This is a genomic window from Paenisporosarcina sp. P4_E4_2 (assembly GCF_056401595.1).
Genome location: NZ_JBFUJC010000007.1, coordinates 1 through 20,552, shown reverse-complemented (window position 1 = coordinate 20,552; position 20,552 = coordinate 1). Strand labels below are relative to the sequence as shown.

Below are 20,552 nucleotides of genomic sequence, written 5' to 3'. Positions count from 1 at the left end.
ATGAAAAAGAAGTTAATGCTTTTTGCAATTATAAGTATATTATTTTTGGGAATTAATAAAGGTAACTCTGACGTAATCTCAATTACTGGAGAAGAAGAAATTCCTAGGCCGGTAATTGAATTAAAATGATATTTAATAAAGGTTGAAACTCTATATTGAGTTTCAGCCTTTATTTTTTTAAAAAGAACAAAATATTGAATGAAATTAAAAGATACACCGTTTATTAGTAACAATTCAGCGAATAGATAAAGCCCCTAAAACTAAAACTGATTGATAAACTTTCTCAAAAAAACCGTAAAAAAGCGCAGAATTTTGAATTAATTTATCAATCTGTTGTTTATTTATTCTCTACTTTTAAATGATATATTAAATACATCCAATATTGGAAATTTTTTATAAAAGAGGTGACCATGATGAAATTAACTATTAAAGTTAAGAAAACAAAACAAAACATAATACCGCACATCTGTCCGTCAAAATGCTAGATTTTAAGTATTAATAATATAATTTTAAAGCACTGAATTTACAATTCAGTGCTTTATTTAGGAGTAGTGATATGAAAACTAACAGGTCATTAGGTCTAAAAAAAAATATTAAAGAATTAAAAATAGATTTTTATGATGGGCAAAATAAAGAGATTGAAACAAATCAATTAGAAGCTTTGTGGGAGCTTTTAGAGATTTACAACAATGAATGCACAGATGAAAAAATAAAAAACTGGAAAATTGATCACTCTATCACCGAAGAAGAATATAAGACCATTTTCACATATTTAAAAGAAGAGAACATTTTAATTGATGATAATAGATATAATGAAAATGAGGAAAGATATATTAACTATTTCCAAACTTATCCTAACGGTTTAAATACTTATGAAAAAATTAAACAAGCTAATATACTTATATTAGGTGCTGGTACTGTGGGCTCTACTTTAGCTATGACACTATCGAAATTTAATGTCCAGAGTATAACCATAGTTGATCCTGATACTGTAGCGTCACATAATATAAATGCCCAAATAGTGTTCCGTGAAGAGGATATCGATTCTTATAAAGTTGATTCACTAAGTAAATATCTAAATACAGATATGAATAGTACAAATATATTTAAACATAAATTTTATATTAATGAAGAAACTACAAATAGAATAAAAGATATCATAAAATCAAATAATATATCCTTTGTATTCTCTTGTTTTGATGATACAACTAAATACACACATAAAGAAATTTTTGAATATTGTAAATCCAGAAATGTCCCTTATATAATAAATGGTTATTTAGACGATAAGGTTATTTCTGTATTAATTAAAAATGATAGAGACTTTAAAATAATTGAAGAATCTTATGATAATAACTTTGAAGGTATAAGTAATAATAATGGAATATTATCTCATAGCTATATTAATTCCCTACTTTGTCTTAGACATTTAATAAACATTATTAATGATAATAATATTCATGAAAAATTTTTATCTTTTGATTTAAAGACTATGAGTTTAGTAAAAGAACAAACCGAAACGTTTCCTAACTTTGAGTTCCTTAATGAAGAGGAGCTTTTAAAAAAATTAACTATAATAAAACAACACATCAGAACTCACGGAAGTAACGATTTTTTAGAGAATGGCTTAGTATCAATCTATAAAGGCATTGAAATAATGAAGTTATTCCCTGACCTGTTTATAAAAGTTAACTTATTAGAATCAAAATTCGCATCTATAATGGATGAAATAGGTGAAGAGGATGATAAATCTATTGTTAATGACCTTGAAAATGAGTATTTATCAATACTAAATAATTTATTTATTGATGAAGAGAGAATACATAAAGTTTTATCGAATATAAATTATATTAATGATTATGAAGTTAGAAAGACAACTCAAAAAAAGACATTTGAAGAAATTAAATTAAAATCAAGAGAAATCTTAGATATATTATATAAAATTAAAAAGAACCATATAGATTCCAATTACCTTTATGAAGAGTTTCCAGTTCTATATGGTTTAAGTATGAATGAGATAAAAGTTTTCGATAAAACATTTTCCAATATTTATTTAGAGCTAACTTCATACCTTTACGAACTAATTCAACCAGGGGCAGAAGATGGTTTGAATTACTTATTTGAAATTCCAGAAAATCAGCATATAAACTATTCTATTGGAGAAAATTTAGATTTATTATGTGAATCTTTATCCAATTACAGTGATAGTTTATTTGGTATTGATTTTCTARACCATATTAAAAACCTAAAGAAGAAAAACTTAATAATAGATAAAGAAGTCGATGGGATTTATACAACTCATTATTTTCCCGAACAAAAAGAAAGTATTATAGTCTTTGACCACTTAGAAACAATGTATTCTACTCTTTTTCTAGTTCACGAAGTGGGTCATTCATACTTCAGTAAATTTTACGATAAAGATTTTTATGAAAAAAGTTGCATTATTGTGAATGAAATTTTAGCACATCTTACAGAAATACTATTAGCAAATAATATTCAAAAGTCAGAAATTTTATCTAAGGATGAGATCCAAGGGTTTAAATTTCAATATTTGTATAGATTAAATCTAGCTATATTATCATCATACGCAACATTTGATTCGGAGAAACAAGTATTAAATCATATAGAACAAAAAGGTGAAATTGGATTAGATGAATTTATTGAACTTCATAAAGGAGATAACGATATAAACAAAGAGTTCCAATATGTTAATGAATATTATTCAAATCTAAATATTTTGGTATATCCATCATTTGTACTTGAAACTTATTCAGTTATTATACAACCGATTGCGTATGCAATTGCTATAAGATTATACGAAACTTATAAACAAGATATGGATAATTTTTGTTTTAATTTAGAAGAATTATTCAAAGGAAATAATATAAATTTAGAAAGTTTTTGTGTGAAAATGTTTAATAAAGAATTCAGCGAACAATTTATAAAAGACACAATCCAAATTATTTTTAAACATATAAATGATTTCAACTCGAATAATTAAGGTTTTTAGCATTCGTTCACTCGCCATCACGACTATCGGCTCATTATTGGTCGTGTTAGTTAGATTCTTATTAAGCCGTACAGAAAAAATCCCTTTCCTGTTATGGAGTAACCCGTTCATTATTTTAGCTGCTGCACCAACAGTATTGGTTTTAAAGGAAAAGTAGTCAGTGAATAAGAAAGCTGGAAAAGGGCAATGGAAAGATAAACACTTCTATAATATCTAGTGAATTTAATAAAGCATCCCCAGCACAGCTTTTAGCTATGCAGGGGATGCTTTATTTTATGTAGATGGAAACGTCACTGATATTACCGATTGTAAATTAAGAAGCCTTTCGTGAGTTCATTGAACTTATGAAAGGCCTTTTCTCTCTTTTATATGTTTTGTTAAAGCTAGCTAGGAAAAGAACGCCTCTTATTCCAAAGCTATAATCATCCTAATTTTTCGAAGCAAAAATAAACCAATAGCTAACCATAACCAGCTGTAGAAAAGTGAAAATCCAAAAATAATCATTAAAGTCGTCATATTAAATGAAGAAGAAACGGTGGGACCGAAAACAGGGAAGCCGAACCCGTACAATGGAATGCAAATGCCAATAAACAATAGTAAACCATTCAAGAATATTATTCCCGGACGCCGATTTAAAGCGAGGAACGTCCATCCGAGGCCAATTCCGAGTAACCCCGTAGTAAAGGGGAAAATCACTAATTCGCTTGGTTGAGTTATTAATAATAAACAAATTGTTGAAAAGTAAATCAACATGCTTGAACGGAATGAGATCAGTGCACCTAACAAAATCGGTGCTGTAGCAAGAGGGCTGAAAGCATAGCCGATACCTGGAAACAGCCCCCCTGCAGATTGCAAAATGGCTGCAAGTGCTGCCATCAATGCTGAAAACATTAATTTTTTTGTAAGTGACCAACTCTCGAAAACCTGGTGAATGTCCTTTGGATGCGACGGGATAGGCTTATTAAAATACACTGTCTCTCTCCTTATAGTTCTAAATTTCACCGAATTCCATCCCTCTGTTAATTTCCTTATTTCACAAAGTCTTTTTATATACTATAAAAAAGAATGAAATGAGTGCCAGAATGCCCAATGGTTGAATAAATTGATAGAGAAAATGAAGAGAGGGGAAAGGTGTCAATGCCTGAACGAAAACTAGATCCGAGTGCCATCCTGTTGCCACCCGGTTATGACATTGAAGTGTTTGCGGAGGGTTTAACCACTCCCATAAATATAACCTTTACAAGCAAAGGGGAATTACTGGTTGCCGATTCCGGTATCACGGATGGGAACGGAAAGGTGTTAAAACTAACGCAACAAGGTTTTATTGTTATAGGTGATGGATTTAATCCTCCTCTAACTGGGATTACTGAATACCAAGGCAACATTTATGTTGCGCATCGAGGTTACGTAACGATTATTCAGCCTGATGGGACGAAGGTGGATATTATTGAAGGACTCCCCAGTATTGGTGATCATCATAATAATCGAGTGGTATTTGGCCCTGATGGAAAAATGTATTTTGGGCAAGGAACTGCGACCAATAGTGGGGTTGTAGGAAAGGACAACTCCTGGGTAAAAGAACATCCATTCTTTCATGATTACCCCGGTTCAAGGGTGACTTTAAATGGCTCTAACTTTCAAACATCAGGATTTTTAGAGGCATTTCCAGACCGTGTTGTTACAACTGGCGCATTTGTCCCTTTTGGGGTTGAAACCTATCCCGGGAACACAGTGGATGGAATCATTCGTGCTAGCGGAAGTATATTACGTGCCAATCCAGACGGCTCTGAGCTTGAGTTGGTGGCATGGGGTCTAAGAAATCCTTTCAGATTGCGATTCGATCGATTCAATCGATTGTTTGCGTCCAATCATGGGATGGATGTTCGCGGAAGTCGTCCAGTGGCCAACTCCCCGGATGAATTTCAGTGGATTCGTCCTGGATTCTGGTATGGATTTCCGGATTTTACCGGAGGATTGCCGGTTACAATGCCACAATTTAAACCGGAAGGAAAACCTCAACCTGCTTTCTTATTAGCAGAACATCCTATGCAACCACCAATGCCTGTGGCTTCATTCCCTTCTCACTCAGCAACAATGGGGTTCAGTTTTAATGAGAATCCTGAATTTGGGCCAGTAGGAGATGTTTTTATCGCGGAGTTTGGTGCCGAAGATCCTGAGACAACAGGAGGGATACCACTTCCCTATGTGGGTCATCGCGTTTCCCGTATCGACATGCAAACAGGGCAGATTCATATATTTGCTATAAATCGAACAGGTCTGGCTGCATCCGATACAAATGGAGGCGGATTAGAACGGCCCATTGATGCCGTTTTCGGTCCTGATGGCGCACTGTATGTCTCTGACTTTGGCTTATTTACGGAAGAGTCAGCAGTTCCTGGAACAGGCGTTATTTGGAAAATAACAAAGACATCTTGACTCGAGATGTCGCTAGCATGCCATCATAAAGTATTAAGAAGTGCACTGCCGGTTGCAAGATACTATTTTCTAAAGCAATCTCCCCAACAAATTCGATGTTTGCTGGGGGATTATGATGCTTTTAAAGCACTCCAGACATATGTAAAAATCTTTCTACTATAATAAACAAAACAAATTTGAAATTTCTTATAATCTAATTCATTATTAACAGTAGACAGTCTTTTCGTAATTAATAGATACAGGAATTGCGTAGAGAAATACATTCTATGAAGGAAGTAGCTTATGCCGGAAGAAAATATTACGCGAATCAGCCTAGATGGCAAAGAACTAATTTTAATCGGAACTGCCCACGTATCGAGACAGAGTGCTGAACAAGTAAAAGAGGTTATCGAAAGAGAAAGACCCGATTCAGTATGTATCGAGTTGGATGAACAAAGATACCAGTCAGTTATGGACAGCAACAAGTATAAAGAGACTGATATTTTCAAAGTGATTAAAGACAAGAAAGCTACGTTTCTATTGATGAATTTGGCGATTTCTTCTTTTCAAAATCGTTTAGCAAAACAGTTTGATATCAAGCCTGGACAGGAAATGATTCAGGGTATTGAATCAGCAAAAGAGATAGGTGCAAATTTGGTCTTGGCTGATCGCAATATACAAATCACCTTTAGCAGAATTTGGGGTAATCTCGGCCTGTCAGGGAAGGCACAACTTCTCAATGCAATTTTCTTTAGTATTTTCAGTAAAGAGACCATCTCGGAAGATGAACTTGAAAAAATGAAATCACAGGATACGCTAAACGCTGCTCTTGCTGAATTCACGGAAGCTTTTCCGAAGTTAAAGACGCCTTTAATTGATGAGAGGGATCAATATTTAGCCCAAAAAATTAAGGATGCTCCAGGAAATAAAATTGTTGCAGTATTGGGTGCGGCACATGTACAGGGCATTACAAAAGAAATTCATAAAGAACATGATTTAAAGGCTTTGTCACAAACGCCACCTAAATCAATCGTACCTAAAATTATTGGTTGGGCGATTCCTCTGATGATTGTAGCAATCATTGCCTATACTTTTATCGCCAATCCTTCTGCAGGTTTTGATCAAGCAATAAGCTGGTTTCTGTGGACTGGATCTCTTGCTGCTGTAGGAGCTGCCGTTGCTTTTGGTCACCCGCTTGCGGTATTGTCAGCCTTTGTTGCTGCTCCATTTACTGCCTTGCATCCATTGATTGCAGCTGGGTGGGTTTCTGGAATTGTACAGGCATATATTCGCCGACCGAATATCGGAGACTTCGAAACACTTTCGGAGGATGTGTTTTCCATAAAAGGATTTTGGGATAACAAGGTCACCCGCGTGTTGCTGGTGGTTGTCCTGACCAACTTAGGGGGTTCATTGGGAACCTTTATCGGCGGGGCAGATGTGATTAGAGTGTTCTTCAATAACTTATAATATGGCATATATAAAAAGAGGAAAGTCAAAAATGACTTTTCTCTTTTTATTTTGTTAAAACAATGTGTTCATAGTAAGAGAATCTGCGACAAGAAAATCTACTCTTGAGGTTACTCGTCGCAAAATGCAATTTTGTGGCAACGCCTTCGTGACCAACATCCTGTTGGCCCGAGACGGCTTGCTAGTTCGTCCGCGGAAAGGGAGCCGATTCTCTCTTTTATATAAAAAATCAATAAGACAGACTGATAGACTTTTTTTATTGTCCGAAAAATTCGTGATATGACAAGGTGTCATGTTTTAGTTGCATTATGACATCGTGTCATATATAATCAATCAAGTTCGGTTGTGACACAGTGTCACTTTAAATTCAGATAGGAGGTTATAAGGTTGCCTAAACAAACCTTCATCAATTTACCCAATGATAAAAAAGAAACATTAATAAAAGCAGCTATGAAGGAATTTTCAAGAGCCCCGTTGTCTGGAGCTTCCATTTCTAATATCGTAAAAGATGCTGGTATCCCAAGAGGTAGCTTTTATCAATATTTTGAAGATAAAGAGGATCTCTACTATTTCTTGTTAGACGAAAACTCTCAGAGACTCAATAGCAGATTCATTTCAGTATTGAAAGATCAAAATGGCGATCTAATAGAGTCATTTATTGAATCCTTCCGGAGGATGTTGATCAGCTTGCAAAGCTTGGAATTTCGTCAATTTTTCAGAAATGCATTCTTGAACATGAATTATAAAGCAGAAAATACATTAACACCTGAAGTAAATGAAGAGCAAATGAATACTCGTTTAAAAGAGGTTATGGGCTTGGTTGATACAGATAAATTGAATATCTCAGATGAAATGGAACTGATTCATATTTTCAAAATCATGAAGGCAGTGACATTCCAAAACCTGATTCAAGTATTCGCAAAAGACTTGTCCATTGAACAATCTATGCAAAACTATACAGCTGAAGTGAATTTAATGAAAAAAGGGTTATGTAAGTAAACCCACGAAATTTCATGAAGCGAGTAATAGACGACTAAACTATACGGAGGAAAAAAAGGATGACAGAACAGAAAAAACCACCATATGGCAATATCGCAATATTATTTATGGGGGCATTTGTGGCTATCTTCACCCAGACGTTATTGAATATCGCTTTGCCTTCCATTATGACGGATTTAAATATTAAGGATGCATCTACAGTACAATGGCTCGTCACAGGCTATATGTTAGTGAATGGGATATTAATTCCCGCGAGTGCCTATTTTATACAACGTTATTCCAATAGATCCATTTTCATCCTGGCCATGTCCATATTTGCGCTASGGACATTATTTGCGGGCTTAGCCCCTACTTTTGGTGTGCTTCTTGCAGCTCGAATGATTCAAGCTGCTGGTGCCGCACTGATGATGCCATTACTGATGAACGTGATGCTTGCTGCGTTTCCTGTTGAACGACGAGGAGCGGCGATGGGTGTTTTCGGTCTAGTAATGATCGTTGCACCGGCAATCGGTCCTACACTTTCCGGTTACATTGTTGAACACTATTCATGGCGAGTATTGTTTTTCATTGTCCTGCCTGTTGCTTTAATCCCGTTAGTTTTAGGAATTTTCAAATTAAAGAATTTAACGTTCCAAAACCGAGAATTAAGTTTGGATAAAATATCTTTAGTCTTTTCAAGTCTTGGCTTTGGCGGAATCCTCTACGGATTTAGTTCTGCTGGGCAAAATGGTTGGGACGACCCGATAGTTTTAGGAACCATTACCGTCGGTGTAGTATCACTTGTTACATTTATTCTCCGCCAACTTAAATTAAGTGAACCATTGCTCGAATTCAGGATTTACAAATATCCAATGTTTGCATTATCGTCAGCGATTTCAATCGTTCTATCCATTTCCATGTTCTCGGCCATGATTCTTATGCCGATTTATGTTCAGACAATCAAAGGGATTTCACCTTTCGATTCTGGCTTGCTCATGCTTCCAGGTGCTTTGGTGATGGGCTTCATGTCACCGGTTACCGGTAAATTGTTCGATAAATACGGTGCCAAAGTGCTTGCAATTACAGGGATGTCGATTGTTGTTATTTCAACGTATTACTTTAGTAAATTAAGTTTGGATACAACGTACCTTGAAATAATGTTTCTATATACAATCCGCATGTTCGGGATTTCAATGGTAATGATGCCGGTAATGACGAACGGTTTGAATACGTTGCCAATGAAAGCTTACCCACACGGTACAGCGATGAACAACACATTTCAACAAGTATCAGGTGCCATCGGTTCTGCGTTACTAATCACCGTCATGAATACCCGCACGACTTCGACAGCGGAAAACTTGGCGAAAAGCGGAAGTGACCCTATGAACATCATGAAGAACTCCATGATGGAAGGAATCACTTATACATTCTTCGTCTCTACATTTATTGCAGTTGTAGGGTTAGCGTTGACATTCTTTATCAAAAAGCCGAACAGACAGGTTACTGAGGAAGAGAAGGAACAAGTTTATAAACAAAAACCCGTTGAGGAATAATAAGAAAAAGGCTGAGCCCATTGTGGTTCAGCCTTTTTAGATGATTAGAATGAATAAAATTCTAGCCAGCAGAGAACAATTTTACAGAGACGGAAGTGTGGGAAACCGATAGTTCGCGAGCACAAACTTGTCCCTCCAGTAGGGGCGAGTTTTTTAATGCACGGCTCTGACTGTTGTTTAGGGATTAATTGTTACCATAAAAAGATAGAACTGCCGAAATGTTTTATGGGGAATTGGCAGTTTTTTTAAAATTTGACGCTTTTTCATGTAAAATAGGGACAATATCAAGAATGTTGATCGAGTTTTAGGCTCAAGTTTGAGAAAAGTGACGCTTAGTTGGAAAAAAATGAAGTTTAGTTGGAAATAATTGATGGTTAGTTGGAATAGTAAAAATTGGCCCGCTCCTTACTTGGGGTCTTGCGCAACTGTACGATAAACGACGTTTCGTTTAACAGAGCATTATTCAAAGAAGTTGGAGGAATGTTTATGTTTTTAAAAAATACCATTGTCATCATAGGCTCACTAATTGTGGCATTCGCTTTTAATTTCTTTTTGGTTCCTTATGGTATTTTAAGCAGCGGAATTAGTGGATTAGCTATTTTGGTTGGGTTGATCACACCATTTAATACTGGCTTATTGAATCTACTATTTAATTTACCTTTAGTTGTGTTGGGTTATTTCAAACTCGGAAAAACCATTACGATCAATACTATGGTTTGTGTCATTTCACTGTCAGTCTTCTTATATATATTGCCGGTAGTTCAAGTTACCGACAATATCTTGCTTTCCACTGTTTTTGGTGGAGGCCTGGGTGGCCTGGGTATCGGTCTTATTTTGAAATACTCTGGAACTTCAGGCGGTTTGGATATTATAGCGATTATGGTTTCCCGAATCAGTAATGTTAGTATTGGACTACTTCTCACAGCTATGAACGGTGTAATTGTTCTGATTTCTGGATTTGTTTTCGGCTGGGATATCGCATTATACACTCTTTTATCCATATTTTTGACCGGTAAAATGATTGATACGATCTTCACCAATCATGTCAAATTGACGATGCAAATAGTCACTTCAAAAGGCGACTTAATACGCAATGATCTACTGGAGTCCATCTATCGAGGTATGACGATTACTGAAGGTTACGGGGGCTACACACAAGAAAAGAAACAAATATTAATGATGGTTGTTACACGTTATGAAACATTGCAAATCAAAAAAATTGTCCGTAAATATGATGAACATGCATTTATTAATATATTTGAGACTGTTGAGGTTGATGGTAATTTTGCAAAGAATTAGTGGGGACTAACATTAGTGAAAGAATGAGATCCAGAAGGACTGTTAATCTGACAGTCCTTTTTTGTTTAATGAAAGAAGACGGATATGCATTTGTATGAACATGTGGTTACATAAATTTAAATAATACCTCATGCGTAACAATTCTTATATATCCGTATTTTAACCTTGGAAGAAGAAAAAGATTTCCTCAAATAGTAATTACAACTGAGACGAGCAAAGTGATTTCACTTTGTTTGTCTTTTTTATTTATAGGTAATGGTGCAGGGGTAGTTAGTGGGAAAAATCTTGAAACGTTATTTCATCTAGTTTAATTGAAACTTTGTAACCGTTTTCACGAGATTCCCTTGTATTAAAATTTCTATCTGATAATATTAATGATTGATAATTATAACTATTCCAATATATTATCTAAATTACACCTAGGAGGATTCAGATGAGCAAAAAATTGATTATTGTAATTCTAACTATTTTACCGTTTATCCTTATGCTTGGCGCAATTCCTTTTGTTAATCGAATTGAACCGATTATCTTGGGATTGCCATTTCTTCATTTTTGGTTATTTTTAGGGATGATTCTTACTCCATTATGTACGTATGTCATTTATCGCATACAGAAGTCAGAAGGGAGTATTGAATGATGCAGGGGAATTTAACAGCGTTATTAATTACTAGTTTCATAGTATTATCGGTAGTTTTAATTGGATTTATCGCTGGACGAAATAAATCAAGCCGGAGTTCGGTAGAAGAGTGGTCTGTAGGTGGAAGACGTTTTGGTCCATTGCTCGTATGGCTTTTGGTCGGAGCAGACTTATATACAGCATACACATTCTTAGGATTGACGAGTACTGCATTCGCAGCTGGTAGTATTGCGTTCTTCGCGATTCCATATACGATAATTGCGTTCTTCGTTTCTTATTTCTATCTTCCGAAGTTATGGGAAGTTTCTAAGAAGCATAAATTAACGACACTTGCAGATTATGCAAAAGGACGATTTGATAGTAAATTCTTATCGTTGCTAATCGCAATTGTCGGTGTATTAATGCTGATCCCGTACATTGATTTACAATTAGCTGGTATTCAAGATACTTTAACAGTTGCGGGTACAGGTTATATTAATATAAAAGTTGTTGTTATTATTTCATTCCTGTTAGTGGCACTGTATACATTCTTCAGCGGAATAAAAGGACCAGCTTATACCGCGGTCATTAAAGACATTTTAGTATGGGTCATTATGTTATTCCTGGTTGTGTCAATTCCAATCATTCACTTTGGAAGTTGGGGCTCGATGATTGACAAAATCGTCACAGACTCCCCAGAGTTGTTAACCATACCGACAACAGGACCAAAGGGTATTCCGTGGTTCTTGACTGCTTCATTGGTTTCAGGCTTGGCACTATTCATGTGGGCGCACGCGGTAACAGGTGTATTCACAGCGAAAAATGCAGATGTACTTCGTAAAAATGCCATCTATTTACCGTTTTATAATATCGTCTTAATTCTTGTTGTTTTCCTTGGCTTTGCAGCCTACCTTGTATTGCCAGAAGGAAGCGATCCACGTTTTGCATTGTTGAATTTAATTCAAGTGTCTTACGGTGGGGTAGTACAAGGACTTGCTTATTCAACAATCGCACTAGCGTCATTGATTCCATGTTCAATCATGGCAATCGGAGCTTCGAACTTATTTGCGAATAATATTTACCGTGATTTTATTAATCCAAATGTCAAACCGGCAAAATTGACGATGATTACTCGTTCGATGGTATTTGTGGTTATAGGACTAGCATTAATTTTCGGTATGCTTTTCCCGACAGCACTTGTGTCACTTCAACTTCTAGGGGTATCTGGAATGGTTCAAATCTTCCCAGCCATCGTCTTTAGTTTATTCTGGAGAAACCAGACAAGAGAAGCAACAATCATCGGTTTACTTGTAGGGCTTGGTGTAACTTTTGCTGTGTATTCTACAGGAAATACATTCGGGATTTATGAAGGGTTCTGGGGGCTTCTTGCTAACATCTTGGCATTGGTTCTTTTGAATCCGATTTTTGTGAAAAAGGCACAAAACAAATCGAACCCTATTATGGATCAACTTTTTACGAAATAACCAGGTTCAGCAATGAATAAAAGAGACGACGCATAAAATACGTTCATTAAAAGCGGCTGATTGCTTCAGCTGCTTTTTTTGTATGTACAGAACTGCATTCAAAACGTTGAACATCAGACTCAAAAGTTTTATGAATTTGGTGTCTATGCTTCCTTCTATTAGAATCAACGGCCTGAACATAACGTGCGAAGGTATCTGTAAAAACGTATGTTTTTAGAAAATTCAAACTCCACAAACGGTAGATGGTTATTTTTGGTATGATAGATTTATCGATCTGACATCGGAAAAAATTAAAAGAAAAGGAAAGTTCCTATGCATACATATAACCTTACGGAGCGACTTTTATTTGCTTCTACATCTTTGAACAAGAAGAAACTTGGAAATGAGATGAAAGGAAAAACGATTCTACTTACAGGAGCCAGTTCGGGGATTGGGGAGCAAGTAGCTTACCTAATGGGTGATATGGATGCGCATTTAATCTTGGTCGCCAGAAGAGAAGAAAAACTATTGACTATAAAAAAGAATATCGAAAAGAATGGGTCCCGTGTAAGTGTTTTTCAGGCAGATTTGAGAAATGAGCGAGAGATGAAGGAATTGTTGACTTTTCTTCATCAATTACCAGATGGAGTGGATGTGGTCGTCAGCAATGCGGGTCTATCCATCAATCGGTCCATATTCCATTCATTGGATCGCTATCACGATTTCACACGAACGATGGCCATCAATTATTTTGCGCCGGTACAAATACTGCTGTCAGTCATTCCTTTACTGGAAAAGAATAAAGGACAGGTAATCAATGTATCGACAGTTAATGCCTTGCTACTGCCCATTCCCCATTGGGCGGCCTATCAGGCATCCAAGTCAGCTTTTGATATTTGGTTCCGCTCGGCTGCTGCCGAGTTGAATGCCATGGGAATCTCGACAACATCCATCTATTTGCCGTTGGTGAAACCCCCCATGATTGTGCCGACCAAGTCTTACGAAAAAATGCCTGTTATGTGCCCGAATCATGTGGCTAAAATCATTTGCAAGTCGATGTATACAAAAAGAAAAACATATACGCCTTGGTGGCTGATTTTCGGGCAGTTGGGCTCCACTCTTTTTAGAGGGCTCTGGGAACTATCCATGCCCAAGATTTTAAGAAAACGGGGAGAAGGAAATTGACGATCGTCAACCTGATGAACGTTCTATATAAAATGAAATACCTTTCCCTATTGGGATTGTGCGGATTAATTGTTTTCATCTGTAAATACGGAATAAATATCATGCTTTTGCTACGCATGGCTGAAAAGACAAATGGCGATAAGCCTGCATTAGTGGAGGATGAAGAAACCATTACTTACAGACAATTATTGTCCCAATCAGAAAAGCTATCTTTCATTTTCAAAGAAAGATACAAACTTCAGAGAGGGCAGAAGGTTGCGTTTTTGTGTAAAAACCATGGATCGTTGGTTAAATCGATTTTTGCTGCTGCTCAGCTTGGATCGGATCTCTATCTGCTCAATTCTGACATGAGCCAGATTCAATTCGATCAATTAGTTAAAGACCATGATTTTGACTTTCTTGTTTACGATGTTGAATCGAGTACTTTGATTAAAAAATCACCTTATCGGAAAGAGAGACTTCTGAGTAAGCATGATTATTTGCCCGCGGTAAATACCTTGTTGCAAATGGAGGGTGGAGGAAACATTAAACTCCCTAGATCTTCAACGAGTAAAATTATGTTGCTTACTGGTGGTACCACAGGGAAATCGAAGGAAGTAGCCCATAAACCTTCCCTGTTCCATTTCTTGAATCCTTTCCTGGCTGTACTAACAAGGCTGAAACTATTGAAGTCCGAAACAGCCTATATTGCCACGCCCATTTATCACGGCTATGGAATTGCGATATTGCTTTCCTTCCTTGCATTGGGCAAAAAAGTGGTCATCAGCAAAGGGTTTGATGCCGAAAAAGCATGTCACCTGATAAGTGAACACAGTATCGAAGTGGTTACGGTCGTCCCGTTGATGATACAAAGGATGTTAAAACACAATGTGGAAGATTTGCAATCACTTGTTTGTATTGCTTCCGGAGGGGCCAAGCTCAATCCGAAACTGGTGGATGAAGTCTTAAGTAAACTTGGCGATGTCTTGTACAATCTGTACGGCACTTCAGAAGCGGGGCTGAATATGATCGCAACCCCACAGGACTTGAAATATTCGGCTGCTACCATCGGTAAAAAAATTAAAGGTGTCCGGTTGAACATTATGGATCATGATAAGCAGAAGGTTGCAGTTGGCACAGTCGGTCAATTTTGCATCAATAATAAATGGTCCATGAGAAACAGAACGAGTACCTGGATAGAAGCTGGCGATTTGGGTTTTCAAGATAAGAATGGATATTACTTTTTATGTGGAAGAACCGATGACTTGGTGGTTTCTGCTGGGGTGAATGTGTACCCGATTGAAGTCGAGAACGTATTGATCAAACACCCTCAGATAGAGGAAGTGGCCGTGCTGGGGATAGAAGATGAAGATTTTGGCCAGAGATTGAAAGCATTCGTATTGACAAGGAAAAATGAAGACTTGACCCATGCTGCACTTTTAGAATGGATACGCCCTCGAGTGGCGAGGTTTCAAGTGCCAAAGGAAATCGTCTTCGTTGATCAGATGCCTTACACGCCTTTGGGGAAACTGGATAAGAAACGACTGAAGACGGAGGTGCGGAAAGAATGGATAAAAATCWGACCAAACAGAAATTGGCTAAACTATTAGCGGGAATCGAGATTGGGTATTTTGATACGTCAAAAAATTGGGGTGAGGAAACCAATGACTATTACTACAAATACTTTGACGACCCGGATCCAGAGCTTCGATCATTGTCGTTGTTGGCTTTCACTTCAATGGTTGGCAATTGGTATCATGGCCCGGCAGATGTTTTTTATACAAGTCCACATGCCATTTACTCACCGCCCACATCATTTTACTCCTTTGATGACTATTTATCGGCATTTTTAGAACATGCTTCACAGATAAAACATGACTTCCCGATTATGTATAGCTACATTGTTTATTATTTGTCCGAATTGGATAAAAAAAGAGCATTTGAACACGTTTTCCCGGAAATGGACCAGAAACTTTTCAGTCAAATGAGAACCTTATTATTTTCAGGTGAAAAGAATGTGAGACGGTCTTCATTCAATGACTTATTACGGGAAGTAGGATTGCCGACATTTTTTTCGGATTAGAAAAATTAATTATTGACGTTTTTATTGCCCTGGAAATAATGATAGATATCAGATTTAATGATTCCAGATCCTTACGAGGAGAAGAATAGCCATTCTATAAAGGAGGCTAATTCGGTTTAATAAGAAGGAGATTTCGCATGATTCGAAAAGAATATAAAAACCAAAAAAAGAAATCCAAAAAGAAATTGTTTTTAAAAATCTCGGCACTCTTGGTAACGGGTCTTCTGATTACTGGTACAGCGTACGGGTTCTATTTAGTGAAAAAAGCTGAGGTAGCCGCGGAAAAATCATATGAAGCGATTGATAACCGTGAAGGTTCTATTCTTCGAGAGAAACCAGTTGAACCGATTAATGATAATGTATCCATATTATTTATTGGAGTAGATGATAGTGACGTACGTAATCAAGGAACGAATAATAGTCGATCCGATGCTTTAATGCTTGCAACTCTCAACAATAAACAAAAAGACGTGAAATTAGTCAGTATTCCAAGAGATTCTTACGTGTATATACCTGAAATAGGGTACAAAGACAAAATCAATCACGCCCTTTTTAAAGGTGGAACAAAAGCGACAATAGAGACGGTTGAGAATTTATTGGAAGTACCAGTGGACTATTACGTACGAATGAATTTCAATGCTTTCATTGATGTAGTAGACGCTTTGGATGGTATTAACGCAAATGTCCCATATGATCGATTAGAAAAAGATGAAAAAGATAATTACAGCATTCAATTAACAAAGGGTTATCAAAAACTCGATGGTCGACAAGCGCTTGCTTTAGCCCGTACAAGGAAATTGGATAATGACATCGAACGTGGTAAACGTCAACAGGAAATCCTATCATCCATTGTAAAAAAAGCTTCTTCTGCCTCTTCCTTCACGAAGTACGACGATGTGATTTCAGCCGTTGGTGACAATATGAAAACGGATATGACATTTGACGAGATGAAATCTTTTCTAACTTACATAAAAGAAGGTATGCCACAAGTAGAAACCCTATCCCTTGATGGCCATGACGATAACTCAACTGGAACGTGGTATTGGCTATTAGWTGATGAATCGTTGACAGACACGAAAAACTTACTTAAAAACCATCTTGAACTAAGTTCTGAAGTCGGTGACGAATAGTATTTCTACCGAAATCCAAAAGTTAACCAGTCTACATCTTCTGCCTATCCCAAGCTGAACTCTTGTTGGGAAAAATGAATTCTATTCACTATCCAGTCGGTTAGTCTCACTTCTAACCCAATTTGCCACATTGGGTCTGTCCGTAAAAAACCGTTTATGGATCAATTATTTACCGAAAAACTTATTAGCAAGTGAAAAAAGGAGTGGCTGAATTTTTTTCAGCTGCTCCTTTTTAATGGGTTTATAAAGTCAAAGGTTTATTAATTCTTAAAGAATATGAAGGATGGGTGTGAATGTTTTCACTTTAACTTACGTAGTATGGTTAGTTGAAAAACCACATCATTCTTTTATTTCTTACAGATATTTCTGCACTAATCTCACTCGGCCGACTTGAATTTTTCAGGTAGCTCATTCACGACTTCCCCTGTATCCGTAAACCGTCCCTTTAGCATGTTATCTTTAACAATCTTAACAATAATCGCATTTGCCGTTTTTGAAGTGCCATCGTCCAAGGTACTCGTTATGGTTTCTTCTGCGATAAACTCGATTTCGGAATCATTAATCGTTTCTTCATGGATAAGTAATTCCTCTTTTGACAAGTCTAGAGGTTCTTTGTCTACATCTACCCATTCGTAACCGCCATCAATTAACCACTGCCCATTTTCGTTCACTGCTGTTATATAGACATTTCCATGCCATTGAAAAAAGTCATTCAATTGAAAGGTTTTCACCTTTATGAATTGTGGAGTATTTTCAATAACTTCCATCCGTGCATCCAAAGAAACTTCAGGGAAGAACCCATCTTCTCCACTTGAATAATACCAAGACTGAAGCTCTTCCGGCAATTCCTTGTTAAGCATTTCGCTTGATACCAATTCCTTTATACTCTCCGGTAAGTTTTCTTGAAGTTTAGCTGCCATCACTTCTGATTGGGTTCTTTCTTCATCAGAAAATGTCATCTTGCTATTCGTCTCTTTAACAATGTCTTCTATCTTTTGAAACTTATCCATGACCACTCTTATTTCAGAATCACTTAACACTTCTGGCTCTTCGCCCACAACAGGAACTGTCTCATCATCATCCTTCTCAGATTGTGAATCTGAATCCTCAGGAACAACTTCTTGAACATCATCTTCGCTACTTTGTTGCGAAGATGTATCGTCTACCTCGGAACAAGCAGCAACGAAAAAAAGAATTAACAATAAAAATAAGGGGTTTAATATAATCTTCTTATACATCTAATTCCTCCAATAATTACAAATTCTAGGGACTTAATACAGTGTAACTGAAATAAGGTGAAAAATCTGTCACTTCTATAACGTTAATGGAATGTGAAGAGTAATTCATTCATCATAACAGGAGAAATTGAAGTGAATAGTCATTCATTTTATTCTAAAGTCATCTAAACAGAGAGGTTTTTCAAGAGGAGTGGGATGAATGATTTTCAAGAAAAAGGTGGAGCTGTCCGAAGTAAGTGGTGTTCAAATGGTCAATGGCAATGTGGCATTTCAAGGCGTAAACCTAAATGTGTACTGTTTTGTGTCGGACGGCGTATTAATAGATACTGGTGCAAAGTCACTCGAAAAAGAATTTCAACTATTTTTTGACCAACACGAAATCAATCAAGTCATGATTACCCACCATCATGAAGATCACACAGGTGGGGCGGCTTATCTACAACAGTTAGGAAAACCAATTTATATGCATGAACGATATATAGAAGACTGTCAGTCAAAAGCGAACTATCCTTTATATAGGAAGTTGTTCTGGGGGAAACGAGGACCATTCGATGCCGAGCCGATAAAGAGCACTTTCTCAAGCAGAGGGGCAACATGGGAGACTATTCACACCCCTGGTCATGCGCAGGATCATATGTCCTTTCTGAATAAAGAAACGGGCCAACTATTCACCGGAGACCTATATTGTCAGGAACGGACAAAAGTAGTTCTTCGAGACGAAAGCATTCCGACCCTAATCAATTCCCTGCAACGTGCACTTACTTACGATTTCAATGAAGTATATTGCAATCATGCAGGGTACTTAAAGAACGGCAGAGACAATCTTAATCGCAAACTCGAATACCTACTGGAGATTCAAAGCAAAATCATTGTGCTCCACAACAAAGGCCTGGCACCTAAACAAATCAATAAAATCCTCTTCCCCAAAAAATATCCCATTGTACGCTTCTCAATGGGGGAATGGGATTCGTTACACATGGTGACTTCGATTATTAAAGAAGGATAGGCTAATTAGAGAATTCATTCTTAACAAACGCAGTATTTTAGTTTAAGAAGGTATATACGTAATGAGTGAAAAATAAGCTTTAACCATTAAGCATCAGCTTGGCGGTATTGTTCTATTTATTCTCCAATCTTGTTCGTCTCACTTCTAACCCAATTTGCCACATCGGGTCTGTCAGTGAAAAATCCGTTTACCCCTAGATCAATAAGGAAACGCATCGTTTCTGCATCATTGACCGTGTAAGGATGAACAATCAAGTTTTTGCTGTGCATCAAATCGATGAACTTCTTAGTCACGGCAACTGAATTTACACCAACTCCCGAAGCATACTGTGAGAGTTCTTTCAGTTGTTTCTTGGGAATATGCGCTTCTTCCTCGAATGTATAAAGTTTGATCAAGGGAATGGAAGGCTCCATAGCGAATATGTTTTTTAAGCTTTTTGCGTCAAAGGACTGAATGATTACTTTTGGAATGATGTCACCCCTATTTAGGAGGTTATGTTCACGTAATTGTTTCAACAGCTCCTCTTCGATCCCTGGATACGTTTTGGGTGATTTTATTTCAATGTAATAATTGACGGTATCACCGAAATGAAGGAGAATCTCCTCCAAATCAACAATTCGCAAATCATCATAATGCGGTAGGGTGTACTCAAGATGGTTGTTCTCGAACGCTTTTTCAGGAGAATGAAGCTGGATTTCATCAAACGTGACATCCGTTACCGCTTGTTGAGCGTTGTGAAAAGTGACAACAGTATCATGCATCGCTACTAATTTTCCGTCTTTCGTCATTTGAAGATCAATTTCAATGTAGTCAGCACCCATCTGGATGGCCATCTCGTATGAAGAAAGTGTGTGCTCTGCAGCATAGGCAGATGCACCGCGATGGGCAATGATCAGAAAATCATTCTTGGGAAGAGTCGTACGCTCAGTTGGAGGTTCACTAGGTGGTTGCGTGCATCCATATGTGAAAAGCATGACAATAAGGAGCAACATTTTTTTCATGGATTCCAACCTCCGCACAAAAAATAAAAGAGTCCTAAAGGATATGGCGGTAAGTAGGAAAACATTCGATAACGGTCTTATTTACTTGAATTTTTAGAGAAAACGGGCGGCTGAAGTACAATCTTC

General features: G+C 36.9%; 17 protein-coding genes. 14 read left to right on the top strand and 3 right to left on the bottom strand.

Features of this window, described 5'->3' with window-relative positions; genetic code table 11:
* Together AC1DSB_RS02175 and AC1DSB_RS02170 are read left to right on the top strand one after the other, a co-directional pair.
* The gene (locus AC1DSB_RS02175; protein WP_477533475.1) at nt 1-129 is read left to right on the top strand and encodes a hypothetical protein; all 129 of its coding nucleotides are present in this window, start codon (nt 1-3) and stop codon (nt 127-129) included.
* Nucleotides 130-556: 427 nt separating this feature from the next.
* On the top strand, nt 557-3,001 hold the full coding sequence (locus AC1DSB_RS02170; protein ID WP_477585645.1) for a ThiF family adenylyltransferase: 2,445 nt from the start codon (nt 557-559) through the stop codon (nt 2,999-3,001).
* Between the two features lie 414 nt (nt 3,002-3,415).
* On the opposite strand, the gene AC1DSB_RS02165 is transcribed toward AC1DSB_RS02170, so the two are convergent.
* Complete coding sequence (locus AC1DSB_RS02165; protein ID WP_477531923.1) at nt 3,416-3,982, bottom strand: hypothetical protein; 567 nt, start codon at nt 3,980-3,982, stop codon at nt 3,416-3,418.
* Nucleotides 3,983-4,147: 165 nt separating this feature from the next.
* Between AC1DSB_RS02165 and AC1DSB_RS02160 the strand changes: the two genes are divergently transcribed.
* From AC1DSB_RS02160 to AC1DSB_RS02110, 11 genes are all read left to right on the top strand, one after another.
* Nucleotides 4,148-5,446, top strand: a complete 1,299-nt coding sequence (locus AC1DSB_RS02160; RefSeq protein WP_477531922.1) for a PQQ-dependent sugar dehydrogenase — start codon at nt 4,148-4,150, stop codon at nt 5,444-5,446.
* Nucleotides 5,447-5,728: 282 nt separating this feature from the next.
* A complete protein-coding gene (locus tag AC1DSB_RS02155) occupies nt 5,729-6,895 on the top strand; it encodes a TraB/GumN family protein (protein WP_477585643.1) in 1,167 nt (388 codons plus the stop codon).
* Between the two features lie 387 nt (nt 6,896-7,282).
* Nucleotides 7,283-7,894 (top strand): TetR/AcrR family transcriptional regulator, encoded by a 612-nt coding sequence (locus AC1DSB_RS02150; protein WP_477531920.1) that lies wholly within the window; start codon nt 7,283-7,285, stop codon nt 7,892-7,894.
* Between the two features lie 59 nt (nt 7,895-7,953).
* Nucleotides 7,954-9,426 (top strand): MDR family MFS transporter, encoded by a 1,473-nt coding sequence (locus AC1DSB_RS02145; RefSeq protein WP_477585641.1) that lies wholly within the window; start codon nt 7,954-7,956, stop codon nt 9,424-9,426.
* Nucleotides 9,427-9,912: 486 nt separating this feature from the next.
* On the top strand, nt 9,913-10,725 hold the full coding sequence (locus AC1DSB_RS02140; protein ID WP_477531918.1) for a YitT family protein: 813 nt from the start codon (nt 9,913-9,915) through the stop codon (nt 10,723-10,725).
* 433 nt (nt 10,726-11,158) lie between these two features.
* Entirely contained in the window at nt 11,159-11,362 is a 204-nt protein-coding gene (locus AC1DSB_RS02135; RefSeq protein WP_477531917.1) for a DUF3311 domain-containing protein, read from the top strand.
* Nucleotides 11,362-12,825, top strand: a complete 1,464-nt coding sequence (locus AC1DSB_RS02130) for a sodium:solute symporter family protein (RefSeq protein WP_477531925.1) — start codon at nt 11,362-11,364, stop codon at nt 12,823-12,825. Before AC1DSB_RS02135 ends, AC1DSB_RS02130 begins: the two co-directional genes overlap by 1 nt.
* A 312-nt stretch (nt 12,826-13,137) precedes the next feature.
* The gene (locus AC1DSB_RS02125) at nt 13,138-13,989 is read left to right on the top strand and encodes an SDR family NAD(P)-dependent oxidoreductase (protein ID WP_477531916.1); all 852 of its coding nucleotides are present in this window, start codon (nt 13,138-13,140) and stop codon (nt 13,987-13,989) included.
* Nucleotides 13,986-15,578: an AMP-binding protein gene (locus AC1DSB_RS02120; protein ID WP_477585639.1), complete on the top strand. Its 1,593-nt coding sequence runs from the start codon at nt 13,986-13,988 to the stop codon at nt 15,576-15,578. The genes AC1DSB_RS02125 and AC1DSB_RS02120 overlap by 4 nt, the downstream gene beginning before the upstream one ends.
* Entirely contained in the window at nt 15,536-16,051 is a 516-nt protein-coding gene (locus tag AC1DSB_RS02115; RefSeq protein ID WP_477585637.1) for a hypothetical protein, read from the top strand. Before AC1DSB_RS02120 ends, AC1DSB_RS02115 begins: the two co-directional genes overlap by 43 nt.
* Nucleotides 16,052-16,188: 137 nt before the next feature.
* On the top strand, nt 16,189-17,181 hold the full coding sequence (locus tag AC1DSB_RS02110) for an LCP family protein (protein WP_477585635.1): 993 nt from the start codon (nt 16,189-16,191) through the stop codon (nt 17,179-17,181).
* A 377-nt stretch (nt 17,182-17,558) separates the two neighbouring features.
* Here the strand turns inward: AC1DSB_RS02110 and AC1DSB_RS02105 are convergent, their stop codons facing one another.
* Nucleotides 17,559-18,419, bottom strand: a complete 861-nt coding sequence (locus AC1DSB_RS02105; protein ID WP_477585633.1) for a hypothetical protein — start codon at nt 18,417-18,419, stop codon at nt 17,559-17,561.
* Between the two features lie 199 nt (nt 18,420-18,618).
* On the opposite strand from AC1DSB_RS02105, the gene AC1DSB_RS02100 reads away from it, so the two are divergent.
* Nucleotides 18,619-19,425, top strand: a complete 807-nt coding sequence (locus AC1DSB_RS02100) for an MBL fold metallo-hydrolase (RefSeq protein WP_477531911.1) — start codon at nt 18,619-18,621, stop codon at nt 19,423-19,425.
* A gap of 116 nt (nt 19,426-19,541) precedes the next feature.
* Here AC1DSB_RS02100 and AC1DSB_RS02095 read toward each other — a convergent pair whose 3' ends face one another.
* Nucleotides 19,542-20,426 carry a glycerophosphodiester phosphodiesterase family protein gene (locus AC1DSB_RS02095; RefSeq protein ID WP_477531910.1) on the bottom strand — a complete coding sequence of 295 codons (885 nt, stop codon included), beginning with the start codon at nt 20,424-20,426 and terminating at the stop codon, nt 19,542-19,544.
* Nucleotides 20,427-20,552: the final 126 nt, after the last annotated feature.

Excerpts from the sequence above, each read along its gene's own strand:
- AC1DSB_RS02175 (WP_477533475.1), top strand. The coding sequence starts at position 1 with ATGAAAAAGAAGTTAATGCTTTTTGCAATTATAAGTATATTATTTTTG.
- AC1DSB_RS02160 (WP_477531922.1), top strand. The coding sequence starts at position 4,148 with ATGCCTGAACGAAAACTAGATCCGAGTGCCATCCTGTTGCCACCCGGT.
- AC1DSB_RS02155 (WP_477585643.1), top strand. The coding sequence starts at position 5,729 with ATGCCGGAAGAAAATATTACGCGAATCAGCCTAGATGGCAAAGAACTA.
- AC1DSB_RS02140 (WP_477531918.1), top strand. The coding sequence starts at position 9,913 with ATGTTTTTAAAAAATACCATTGTCATCATAGGCTCACTAATTGTGGCA.
- AC1DSB_RS02135 (WP_477531917.1), top strand. The coding sequence starts at position 11,159 with ATGAGCAAAAAATTGATTATTGTAATTCTAACTATTTTACCGTTTATC.
- AC1DSB_RS02130 (WP_477531925.1), top strand. The coding sequence starts at position 11,362 with ATGCAGGGGAATTTAACAGCGTTATTAATTACTAGTTTCATAGTATTA.
- AC1DSB_RS02125 (WP_477531916.1), top strand. The coding sequence starts at position 13,138 with ATGCATACATATAACCTTACGGAGCGACTTTTATTTGCTTCTACATCT.
- AC1DSB_RS02105 (WP_477585633.1), bottom strand. The coding sequence starts at position 18,419 with ATGTATAAGAAGATTATATTAAACCCCTTATTTTTATTGTTAATTCTT.
- AC1DSB_RS02100 (WP_477531911.1), top strand. The coding sequence starts at position 18,619 with ATGATTTTCAAGAAAAAGGTGGAGCTGTCCGAAGTAAGTGGTGTTCAA.
- AC1DSB_RS02095 (WP_477531910.1), bottom strand. The coding sequence starts at position 20,426 with ATGAAAAAAATGTTGCTCCTTATTGTCATGCTTTTCACATATGGATGC.